This window comes from Psychrobacter sp. TS_SC_6 (assembly GCF_056156305.1).
The window spans coordinates 722478-734440 of record NZ_CM149590.1; the positions used below are offsets into that span (position 1 = coordinate 722478).

At 42.1% G+C, this 11963-nt stretch carries 10 protein-coding genes; 7 read left to right on the forward strand and 3 right to left on the reverse strand.

Going from position 1 to position 11963, the window contains the following annotated elements:
- Position 1: 1 nt before the first annotated feature.
- Both AC0J5Y_RS03185 and AC0J5Y_RS03190 read left to right on the forward strand, forming a co-directional pair.
- Positions 2–1480 (forward strand): NADH-quinone oxidoreductase subunit N, encoded by a 1479-nt coding sequence (locus tag AC0J5Y_RS03185; RefSeq protein WP_475131480.1) that lies wholly within the window; start codon positions 2–4, stop codon positions 1478–1480.
- 178 nt (positions 1481–1658) lie between these two features.
- Positions 1659–2489: a ferredoxin--NADP reductase gene (locus AC0J5Y_RS03190; protein WP_475131481.1), complete on the forward strand. Its 831-nt coding sequence runs from the start codon at positions 1659–1661 to the stop codon at positions 2487–2489.
- A gap of 150 nt (positions 2490–2639) precedes the next feature.
- Here the strand turns inward: AC0J5Y_RS03190 and AC0J5Y_RS03195 are convergent, their stop codons facing one another.
- A complete protein-coding gene (locus tag AC0J5Y_RS03195) occupies positions 2640–3458 on the reverse strand; it encodes a hypothetical protein (RefSeq protein WP_475131482.1) in 819 nt (272 codons plus the stop codon).
- Positions 3459–3651: 193 nt separating this feature from the next.
- On the opposite strand from AC0J5Y_RS03195, the gene AC0J5Y_RS03200 reads away from it, so the two are divergent.
- Entirely contained in the window at positions 3652–4596 is a 945-nt protein-coding gene (locus AC0J5Y_RS03200) for an energy transducer TonB (RefSeq protein WP_475131483.1), read from the forward strand.
- An 84-nt stretch (positions 4597–4680) separates the two neighbouring features.
- The gene (locus tag AC0J5Y_RS03205) at positions 4681–5556 is read left to right on the forward strand and encodes a mechanosensitive ion channel family protein (protein ID WP_475131484.1); all 876 of its coding nucleotides are present in this window, start codon (positions 4681–4683) and stop codon (positions 5554–5556) included.
- Here AC0J5Y_RS03205 and ybeY read toward each other — a convergent pair.
- Positions 5553–6161, reverse strand: a complete 609-nt coding sequence (gene ybeY / locus AC0J5Y_RS03210) for an rRNA maturation RNase YbeY (RefSeq protein WP_475131485.1) — start codon at positions 6159–6161, stop codon at positions 5553–5555. The genes AC0J5Y_RS03205 and ybeY overlap by 4 nt on opposite strands.
- Before the next feature lie 92 nt (positions 6162–6253).
- Positions 6254–7351 carry a PhoH family protein gene (locus tag AC0J5Y_RS03215; RefSeq protein ID WP_475131486.1) on the reverse strand — a complete coding sequence of 366 codons (1098 nt, stop codon included), beginning with the start codon at positions 7349–7351 and terminating at the stop codon, positions 6254–6256.
- 652 nt (positions 7352–8003) lie between these two features.
- On the opposite strand from AC0J5Y_RS03215, the gene AC0J5Y_RS03220 reads away from it, so the two are divergent.
- From AC0J5Y_RS03220 to AC0J5Y_RS03230, 3 genes are all read left to right on the forward strand, one after another.
- The gene (locus tag AC0J5Y_RS03220; RefSeq protein ID WP_475132065.1) at positions 8004–9305 is read left to right on the forward strand and encodes an FAD-dependent monooxygenase; all 1302 of its coding nucleotides are present in this window, start codon (positions 8004–8006) and stop codon (positions 9303–9305) included.
- A 99-nt stretch (positions 9306–9404) separates the two neighbouring features.
- Positions 9405–10697, forward strand: a complete 1293-nt coding sequence (locus AC0J5Y_RS03225) for an FAD-dependent monooxygenase (protein ID WP_475131487.1) — start codon at positions 9405–9407, stop codon at positions 10695–10697.
- Between the two features lie 37 nt (positions 10698–10734).
- Positions 10735–11961, forward strand: coding sequence for a PIN domain-containing protein (locus AC0J5Y_RS03230; protein ID WP_475131488.1), 1227 nt, complete (start codon positions 10735–10737; stop codon positions 11959–11961).
- Positions 11962–11963 lie beyond the last annotated feature (2 nt).

Consider the following 11963-nt stretch of genomic DNA (forward strand, 5'->3'; position numbering starts at 1 on the left):
CATGAACGATTTTACGATGAATGATTTGATGGGGCTATTGCCTTATGCTCCGATCATTGCGGTAGTGATTACGGTATTGGTGGTGATGATTGCCATCGCTATGAAACGCTCACATATGGTGACCGGTACTATTTCGGTCATCGGTCTCAATATTGGTCTGTTTGTTTTACTTGGGCAAATGGCAGGTATAGTCGATAGTGGCACGCTTGTGCCAGCGGCTGAGCAGTTATTTGTTATTGATAACTTTGCTCAGTTTAATATGGTCATTATCTTTATCTGTGCGTTAGCATGTTGTACGTTATCTTATGCCTATCTAGCCGATTTAAAAGACCATAAAGAAGAGCTGTATCTACTGATGCTGCTATCAACGGTTGGCGCACTGCTTATGGTTTGCGCCCAGCATTTGGCATCATTCTTTATGAGTCTTGAGATGCTATCGATACCGTTATACGGCATGCTGTCGTATACCTATATGCGTACCCGCTCGCTTGAGTCAGGGCTTAAATATTTGGTACTGTCAGCGACAGCATCGGCAACGCTGCTGATGGGTATGGCATTTATTTATGCAGAAGTCGGTTCGCTCGCCTTTAAGCCTATAAGTTTAACTTTGGCTGATACGTTTGAATCGCCACTGTTGATTTTAGGGGCAGCGATGATGATGTTTGGTATCGCATTTAAACTTTCTGCCGCGCCTTTTCATATCTGGACACCTGATGTCTATGAAGGCGCCCCTGCACCTATCGCCACTTATCTGGCCTCAGTATCAAAAGTAGCAATGATGGCATTGGCAGTACGCTTTTTAATTGATACTTCATTATTGGCATTGCCATCGGTACAGATGCTGTTGATGATGATGGCAACCTTATCTATTTTGCTAGGTAACTTACTAGCCGTACGCCAAACAAGTCTCAAACGTTTACTTGGTTATTCATCGATTGCTCATATGGGCTATGTGCTAATCGTAATCGTGAGCATTGGTTCTGCTGCTGATAGTATCTCTAGTATGTATATGGCGATTTATGCCTTTACCTCTATCGGTGCCTTTGGTGTCTTGACCTTAATGTCTAGCCCTTATCGCCTATCTGGTGAAGCCGATCAATTGATTCATTATCAAGGGCTGTTTTGGCGTCGTCCGATATTGACTGGTGTCATGACTATCATGATGCTATCTCTAGCGGGTATTCCATTAACCGCAGGCTTTATCACGAAGTTATTTGCGATTCTTGCTGCAGTACAAGGTGCCAACTGGTTCTTGGCAGCGATGATTATCCTCGGTAGTGCGATTGGTTTGTTCTATTACTTGCGCGTTTTACTCACACTATTTAAGCGTCCAAAACAGTTTATTGAATTTGACGTCTCAAAACAGTGGGGTCTACGTACCGGTGGTATCATGGTCATTGCAGTCACGGCAATCATCTTGTTCTTTGGCGTATTACCAAACAGTATGATTGAATGGGCAAGTTTGGCTCGTATTTGGTAAGCCTTAAAAATAGGGATACAAAGCTGAAATAATTAGTGCTATATCCATATTACTACTTATTGATTGTTACGGTTCGAAAAACAAGATGCGCCCGCTTTGTGATAAGCTTGGCGCATCTTTTTTTGTTGTTTAAATTTTATAAAAATAAATTTTAATAAAATATAAGTGATTCATAACTATGAGCGACAATATTCAAACCGTAACAGTGCTAAGCAAAACCACTTGGACGCCAAATTTATTTAGCTTTACTGTCAGCCGTCCGGATAGCTTTAAATTCACGGCTGGGCAATTTGTACGTTTGGGTGTTAATCCCAGTCAGTTAAACTACTATAAGCAGCAAGGAGAGGCAGGCAATGATGTCGCTAATGAAGCACTAAACGAAGATGTTTTTCGTGCTTATTCAATTGTTTCGTCTCCCTTTGATGAGGTATTAGAGTTTTTCTCTATTGTCATTCCTAATGGTGCATTTACCTCGCAGTTGCAACACTTAGAAGTAGGCGATGAGCTGCTACTTAATACCATGCCTTTTGGCTTTTTGACCTTGGCGCGTTATCAAAAGCCATTACCAAAAGATTTATGGTTGCTGGCTACGGGCACTGGTCTTGCGCCTTTCTTATCGATGCTGCAAGATTTAAAGACTTGGGAAGATTACGAGCATATTATTCTCGCATATAGCGCGCGCTCGATAGAAGAGCTGGCATACGTTGATAAGATAAAAAGTCTGCAAGAAGACTTTGGCTCCTTGGTTGATAATCCTGCAAAATTAGTTTTTATACCGGTTATTACTCGTGAGCCTATCGAAGGCGCACTGATAGAGCGCCTGCCAAAATTGCTACTAGATGGAACGCTACAAGAGCGCGCAGGCATTGCTTTAGATGTCGATAGCACGCACGTTATGCTCTGCGGCAACCCGGATATGGTAGAAGATACCAAAGAGACGTTAAAGAGCTTAGGACTGGTAATGAATCGCCGCGGAGAAGGCAATATTGCGGTAGAAAACTACTGGTAAAACTGTTATTTCTTATCATTTAACCTAAAGCGTTTAGCAACAGAAAATCGCCGTATCCTACTAGACGAAAGTCTCCAAAATACAGCATTTTTTATATGAGATTAAGGTTATAAGATATCTAGTTTATAGGTGCATACAGCGTAGAATACGCTAAACTTGGCTCGCCACATTTGCTACATTTTCTGTATCTAGTGGATGGACAGGACCCTGTACTTGTACTGGCTCGTCTTTTTCGCTGATAATATCTTCATTGCTATTCGAAGATAATAAATCGCGATAATTAATCTGCGCTTTCAAAATCAATTGTTCTTCTTCAAGCTCACCATAGTTAACTTGTGCCTTATGTAACATGCCGATAACTTTCTTATTACTCTTCAGCCAACGATTAATATCAATATAAATAATTTCATTTTTGGCACGTGCAATATCGATATAAGATAGGATAAAGCCCAACGGGTCTTTTTTCAGGATACGGTGGTAAAACCAAATAAACAGTTTGATACCTTGACGCTTAAGAAAGGACTCACAGCGCAGATTTAGGATATCGGTATAGGTCAGTTGACCAAATACAAAGCGCTGTACATTGCGATCGAGCTGCGCATGTACCAGCCGAAAGTTACTCGCCACCTCTGCATAAATGCCACCTGCATCGACCGTGCAGTATAAGCGGAACCAGTCTTCATGTATCTCAACACGCAGCTCTAAGATAGCTTTGACATTATCCGTGACATAAGTTTTTAGCGCATCATTGACGTAGGCTTGTGTTAGCGGTAGCGCCAGCTCATCTTCTAGCTTATCGGTTGTACGGTTGTATAAGTCTTTAATGGATTGGGTCAGGCGATCCCAACCATCGCTGAATGATTCATCAAAGCGGTAGCCGAGATTCTCAAAAAAGTCATCAAAGTTGTCCGAATGATCGAGATTATCACTCATATTATTAAAGCTACTCAAACTTATTATCCTTATCATTATAAAAGCGTGACCGATACCAAACAGTATATATTAAAAACGAGGCGGGCAAAATGAACGTCTATTACTCATCAGCATGCCTCTCACTGTAAGTAATGATAAATTGTTGAGAAGCTACTGTAAATTTACGGTATACGGTTGTGCTAGCGACACAATTCTATGTCATGTTATGATGGCGGCATGGGCAATAGATATGGATATTAACACGTTTATTGATGACCGCCTTTATATTCATAAGCTGAGACTGACTGCGGTGTATATTAAAGACTCACAAAGCTACCATTTTTCAGCGCAAGCACCAAAACGCGATATCAGCTTGCCGATGGCGATTGTTATTGCCATTAGCGTGCATGCGTTGATTATTTTTGGTATCAGTTTTTCGATGGGGCAAGACCCTGCCGGATTGATGCAAGACGTTGCTAAAGCCCTCACGGATAATATGCAGCCAAATGAAGATGCACAGTTTATTGCCAATGCCTCGCAACAAGGCGGCGGTACGGTAAAAGAGCAATTGCGTCAAGAAACCGACCAAAGCAGTCCTTTGTCCGCTGAGCAAATGAGTGAGACGCAAGATGTGATTCGCTTGCAGCGGCAAGTACGCCAGCAGCATTATCAAGAAAGCTACCTGCGCACCACGCTCAGCTGGCGTCATGCAAGCGTAGAGTCTGATAATGACAGTAAGCAAGCGCAAGATGATATGAGAGTACAAGAAGAGCGCCTACGTAAGCAGATTGCTACCTTGGAGGCGCAACTGTCCCAGCGTCAGCAGACTTATGCCACCAAATCAAAAGTTGTGACCATGGACAGTAACTCAACGACCCATGGCGCGGCGGCCGATTATATCAATACCTTTCGTGAACACGTTGAGCGCGTTGGTAACCTGCAATATCCTGCCCAAGCACGAGCGCAAAGTATTACGGGTGAAGTGCGTTTAATGGTCATTATCGCAAGCGACGGTAATATCAAAGCCATCCGTTTGCTTGAGAGCTCAAACTCAACTATCTTAGATGAAGCGGCCAAACAATCAGTCAGGCAAGCCGCGCCATTTGGTAAATTTACCGCGGATATGAAAGACATTGTTGAATTGCGTCTAATACGCACCTATCGGTATAGTGATATCGTAGAAGTGACGTACTAGAAGAGTTAACAGCAGTCCTGCATTTTTAACGTATTAACTAAAACAGTAAATAGATAACACCCAGATATAGAATAAAGAGTTTATATGGAATTTTTAGGTTTTACCCTTGATGTTGCCACTTTAACCAATAACGCCTTGAGCACTGCTGCCAAAGTTGCGTTAGCGCTGCTAATATTTATTGTAGGGCAATGGCTTGCCAAAAAAGCCGTCACATTTGCTCATGGGATGATGTTACGTGGTCGTTTAGATGAGACGGTCGCTAGCTTTTTAGGTCGCTTAATTTACGGTGTGCTGTTGGTTGTGGTCGTTTTGGCTGCCTTGAGTAAAGTTGGCGTGCAGACCACATCGGTCGTTGCTATCCTAGGTGGTGCAGCGGTTGCCATTGGTTTATCGCTTAAAGATCAGCTGTCTAATTTTGCAGCGGGCATTATGATTGTCACTTTTCGCCCCTTTGTGCGCGGCGATTATGTGCAAATCAGCAGTTATACCGGTACCGTGACAGAGATTACTTTGGTCAATACGCATCTAACGACGATTAACAATCATGATGTCATTATTCCTAATAGCGATATCACCACTTCAGCGGTTATCAACTATACTTCATTGCCCAACCGCCGCGTCGATATCACCGTTGGTATCGGTTATGATGCTGATATCAAGACCGCCAAAGATGTTATGCTAAATCTGGCAATCAGTAACCCGAAGGCGTTTACTGATCCTGCACCGGTTATCCGCGTCACCAACTTGGGCGATAACTCCGTTGATTTAACTTTAAACGTTTGGACGACTAATGACGACTGGTGGTCGATGCAGTGCGAATTACTTGAGCAATTTAAATATGCGCTGGATGATAATCAGATTGATATTCCCTTCCCGCAGCGCAATGTCCATGTAAAAGGACTTGACCAGATGATTAATCAGATGGATCAGGCACAAAAATTACTAACCAAAAAAGATTAGTTATAAGGGTTCGGGATATTGAGCCCTGCCAAAATTTCAATCTCAAAGCGCTCCATCTCATCTTGCTCTACTTGCCCAAGCTCATGGTCAAATCCAAGTAGATGCAAGATACCGTGTATCAATAAGTGGCTAATATGCTGCAACGCTTCTTTATTTTGCTCAGCCGCTTCACGTAGCATAACCGCATGACAAATAATAAGCTCGCCGAGAGGCAATGTAGGCATCAGTCCGATGATCGCTGCTGGTAAGTCGCTTGGGTATGAGAGGATATTGGTTGCATAATCTTTTTGACGGGCTTCTAAATTCAGCTCGCGACCTTCATCCTCGTCCGTAATGTAAATATCCAGTGACTTGGTCTTTTCTTGCCACTGCTCACTATCGATATCGTCAAAGTAGGGCAGTATCAGACCCTCTTTTACTTGCTCATCGATATAGTTAAGTGTCGCCGTCATTACAGACAGCAGCAGCTCTCGACTGTAAAAACTATCGAGGGTCTGGTCATCGATAAGCTCACTGGCACTAATATCAAGCATGTCTAAGCTCTTGTTCTCATTAATATTATCATCAATATTGTTACTAGACTTACTATTGCTGTCTTGGCTCATACCCTCATCCTTTTTTATATCAATCAAAAAATATCTAACAGTAAAAAACCGGATAGCAAATCCGGTTTCTTTTTTAAGTATATTAAGACAGATTAGAGTTTGGCTGCTGCATCAGCAACTATCTGTTTGCGCTCTTGCTCTTTGATACGTTCAAACTTGCGCTTTTCCTGCAAGGCAAGCTGCTCGTCATCATAGACATCATAAGCTTCAACGATTTTCTGTACCAATTGATGGCGGACGACGTCTTTTGAATCAAACTTAGTGATATGAATCTCTTCGATACCACTTAAGATTTCCATCGCTTGTGCCAAGCCTGACTTGCTGCCACGTGGCAAATCGACCTGTGTGATGTCACCGGTAATGACCGCGCGCGAACCAAAACCTAAACGCGTCAAAAACATCTTCATCTGCTCAGGCGTGGTATTTTGTGCTTCATCCAAGATCACAAACGAGTTATTTAAAGTACGACCACGCATATAGGCAAGCGGGGCAATTTCAATGATTTGCTTTTCAATCATCTTACCGACTTTCTCAAACCCAATCATTTCATATAGCGCATCGTATAAAGGACGCAAGTATGGATCGATTTTTTGGGTCAAATCACCTGGTAAAAAGCCCAGTTTTTCGCCAGCTTCTACCGCAGGACGTACGAGCAAAATTCGTTCAATCTCATTGCGCTCAATCATATCAACCGCACAAGCAACCGCGAGATAAGTCTTGCCGGTACCGGCAGGTCCAATCCCAAACGACACATCAGAGGATAAAATATCTCTGACATAACGCTGCTGATTGCCACCGCGTGGAATGATTTTGCCATTACGGGTACGCAGGCTAATGGGCGTAAAATCGCTTGGCGCGTTTACATCCTCTTCGTCCTCTGCCGATAGCGCTTCATCCTTTTCGATATCCTCATCGCGGGCGAGACTAGATTGGATGATAAGATGCAGCTCTTCTGCGCTGATGTCTTTGGTATTCTGCGCTTCATCGACCATTTTATAAATAATACGTTCGCCGCGCTCGACCCCTAATATGTCGCCACTCAGGCAGAAGTCGCCTTGGCGCTGGCTGATTTTAATATCAAGACGTTGTTGAATGTATTTCATGTGGTTGTTGTATTCGCCAAGCACGGTTTTGAGCTGTGCTGGGGTCAAGGATTCAAATTTTATACGGCGGCTCATGGAGTCAGTCAAGCGATTATCCTTGTGTTGGTTGCCCGCTGCTATGAATATTGCTTCTATGCTGCATAGTCAGACGAACTTCAGAGATAAAATAGTTGGTTGTGTTTTATCTGCTTTCGTTTATAGGTTTTAGCATACGGCTTTTAGATAATAGAAAATGACGGCAAAGTAGCTGTTAGTTTAGTGAATAATAAATAAATTTCCTGCCTTCATTATGGTAGATAGAATTTAAATTTCAAGCTATATAGATGTATGCATGGCTTTGTTTTTGTATGGCGATTGCAACGATAGACGAAAGCATTCAGTAGTCACACTGAAAGAATTTTTTATAGCTGCTATGGATACCGTCAAGACCACAGAATAATAGGCAATTTGTGGTAATCTATTGTTTAGGCGATAACGCTATAGTCAGTTTTAAATGAAAGAAATACAAACATTATAACGTGCTACTGGAATTAATTTTTCTTGCTTGCTGTGCCTATGCAGACAGAGGCTGCGAATAATTAATTCCAGTAGCACTGTATTCTTTTAAAGGTGCATCTACTATATTAGAAGTTTTTTAATATGTTCAAAGAACAATAGGTTTTTTAATAAAATAAAATTCTGAGTGAATAATAATCACGTATAAATATGTGATAAATCGGCAATGATAGGAATAATAATGATGCAAACTACTGAATTAAATTTATCAAAATCTAACAATATTAAACAAGCTGCGATGACTGAGCAGCAGGTACTTATCGCTGGTGGCGGTCATGTCGGTTTGTCGTTTGCGTTGTTATTGGCAAACCATGGTATCGCCAGTACGTTGCTAGAGAAAAACAGCTATCCGACCATCAGTCCCAAAGATGATGGTCAGCGTAGTCATTACTTAGACAGCCGTAATACGGCATTGTCACGGCGTACAGTACAGATTTATCAAGAGATCGGGCTGTGGGATGAACTACAAAGCCATGCCTGCCGTATCGATGCCGTACAGATTAGTGAACAGGGCAGTTTTGGACGCGCGCAACTCAATAAAAAGGATGAGCAAGTTGAGTCGTTTGGGCAAGTGATGGAAAATGCGTGGCTTGGGCGTAAGTTGCTCCTTGCTGCCCAGCAAGAGCCGCTTATTACCCTGATTGATAATGCCAATGTGATAGCCGTTGACCAGAAAAGCGACAGCCTAACCCTAAGTTTTAGCTACTATGGTGAAGAAGAGCATGAGCAGCAATTGCAGGGTAGTGTGTTGGTCGCCTGTGATGGTCGCGACTCTACCGTGCGTCAGTTATTAGATATCGGTACGACTACTTATGATTATAAGCAAACGGCTATCGTCGGCGTGGTAGAAACGGACAAACCACATGAGCATAATGCGATTGAGCGTTTTAGTCCTGCCGGACCACTTGCGGTATTGCCATTGACTGATCCAGAAGGCGACGGTAATGACGAATATCAGACTGGCTATAGACGTTCAGTGGTTTGGGTCTGCCGAACCGGAGAAGAGACACAATACTTAGAGGATGACGCGCATTTCTTAGCGGCTTTGCAGCAAGCATTTGACGCACGTGCAGGCACGTTTAAAACTGCTGGTCGCCGCGGTGCCTATCCATTGACGCGAGTGTTGGCAAACAAACAAGTCGATGGTCGCTGCGTCATCATGGGTAATGCCGCGCACACCCTGCATCCAGTAGCAGGACAAGGGTTTAACCTATGCATGCGTGATGCCCATGTGCTGGCACAAATGATGAGCGCGCAAGTGCTCAAAGGCGCTGACATCGGTGATCCTACATTACTTAAACGCTATGAAAAAGCCCGTCAAACTGACCAAAAACGTGTCATACGCTTTTGTGATGCAGTGGTACATGGTTTTACGCATCCAAATCCAGCCGTGAAGCTGGCACGTAATGTCGCTTTGGTTGCCTTTGATAAATTACCAAATATTAAACCATTAATTGCCAATTATGCGATGGGTCTAAAGTCTTAGCATTGATAAGCCATTAGAAAATAAAATCCAACATTTAAGCTGCTGCTAACTGCGATAAAGATGAGCGGATAGCGTAAATAGCCATACAAAGGATGTTTTATGAAAAATAACCATACGCTGATTATCGGCGGCGGTATTGTCGGTGCAACACTTGCCCTAAAACTGGCACAAGACAATAAGCCGGTGACACTTATCGATGCGCGCCCAAAGCGTGATGAATTAGATTGGCAGCAAATCCTTGGCAAGCGAGATGCACGTGTTTATGCGCTAAGTCTTGCCAGTATTGAATTATTAAAAGAAGTTGGTGCTTGGCAAAAGATAGCAGCGTCAGAGCGTAAAGCTGATTACTCACAAATGCAGGTTTGGCAACTAAACGGTAGAGGAGAGCTATTGTTTGGCGATAGTGAGGATAATGGCAGTGATGATAATAGCAGTGATGAAAGCAATCAAAATTCGTCACCAAACATACTCGGTAGTATGGTTGAGCCAGCAGTCATTGAGTATGCCTTATGGCAGCGTTTATCAGCGCCTGATGTCAGTCAGTATCTAACTGTTATCGATGGTCAAAGGGTCGTTGATATGGATTGGCTAGGAACACAAGGTTATCGTGTGACTTTAGATAATGATACTGTGATTGACGCGCGTTTATTGGTCGGTGCTGACGGTCGTGGCTCGTTTGTGCGCAAGCAAGCAGGCATTGCGCTTGATGTTCTTGATTATAATCAAACGGCGATTTGCTGCGCTATTCAAACTGAAAAGCCGCATCTAGCAACTGCGCGTCAAGCCATGCTGCCGACTGGCACGTTAGCACTGTTGCCGCTTGCTGATATCACCGATGAAGACAAAGCCAATCCACAGCATTGGCAGTCGATTGTATGGACACTGCCACGCAATCAAGCATTGGCGTTGATAGAAGAACAGCCGCGCTATATCGCTGACAAGTTGGCTGCTGCCAGTCATTATGAGCTTGGTGCTATCCACAAAATTGAGTCAATCGCCAGCTTTCCGTTAGCGGCGCAGCAAGCAGAGACCTATGTCTCGGATAATTTGGTATTGATTGGTGATGCCGCGCATGGCGTACATCCTCTGGCTGGGCAAGGGCTCAATCTCGGTATGCTCGATGTAAAAGCATTAAGCAAACAATTGGCGCATGATTATAACCGTAGTGGCGGTACGCTTTGGGGTACCAATCAAACCTTACGTAACTATGAGCGTTTGCGCCGTCCGCATAATAGTCTGATGATGCATAGCTTTTCAGCGCTTAACTGGCTATTCGCTGGCTCGCTTGCTCAAATGCGTCCTATCCAGCAACTACGTAATGAAGGTATGTATCGGGTGAGCAAAATTAAGCCGTTGATGAGACTATTTGCTAAGCAGGCGAGTGGGGTTTAGATAACTATATTTGGTATCAAATGATAAGAATACTTTTATGAAGCACATTTTAATTGATTATGAGAACATCCAGCCAAAAAGCTTTAATGATATAGAGGCGAATGAGTGCCATATATGGTTGTTCTTAGGCGTAAATCAGCAAAAAAGCTTGCCGCTTGAGTTAGTTGAAACCCTACTTAAATTTGATAGTAAAAATGTGCATATTATTAGGATGCAACATACAGGGAAAAATGCATTAGATTTTTATCTGTCTTTCTATCTAGGGAAAATATCTGTAATTGATTCTCAAGCGGATGTTTGTATCTTGGCAAGAGACAGTGGTTATGATGTGCTGGTTGAGCATCTCAATAGTGTTTACGATGGTATCAATATTATACGATCAGCAAATGCTAATCGGCTAAGTTTGGCTTATAATTTAGACGACGAAATAGAGTCAGATATAGAAAAAAGTCATTTTATAGTTGAAGGTAAACGGAGTACCTTGTGTGATAACATCAATAATGTAGTGACTAAAAATGAAAATGCTGTAGATCAATCACCCGAAGATCATATACCTAAAGCAGTTATACATGATTGTTATGTATTAGTTTTTGATAGCATTGTAAACCGTAAAGTCTTTTTACCAAGTTATAAATCCAACCTATTATATTGGATGAAGCAGTATGTCCCAGCAAACATACTAGAGGAGTTCAATGGTATCGAGCAAGATTATATTTTTGAACAAGTTTTCGAGAAATTTATCAAAGCAGAACTTATCAGCCTTGATAAAGAAAAGTTAAGTTATAAAGTAGATAGTCAGGGAGTATTAGATTTAGTGACTGATAAAGTTTTATTAAGTAAGCCTAAAACATTCACTGGATTAAATAACGTTATCAAACAGAAGCTTGCAACCTATCGACAATTAAATAATGAAGAACAAGTTAATCTAGTCGTAACATGGCTTAAAAATCAGGGTTTTATAAAGCAAAACGGTCAGAATATTTGCTATCTAACTTCGGATGGTATAAAAGTAAATACAAATAAGATTTCAAGCGAAAACAATGAAAAGAGTAAATCTTCTGCTACGACATATCAACGTGCAATAGCATTACTAAAAAAGCGACCTATAAGCTCTCGACCATCAAAAAAGGCAAGCCTTACAAATTATCTTAAAAGCAATCTTCGTAATGAAGATGCTAAAGTAATTGATAATCTCGTTAAACAAATGGTTAGTAACAAAATGATCGTAATTTCTGATAGTAATAAACTTAGCTATAAGATCTGACT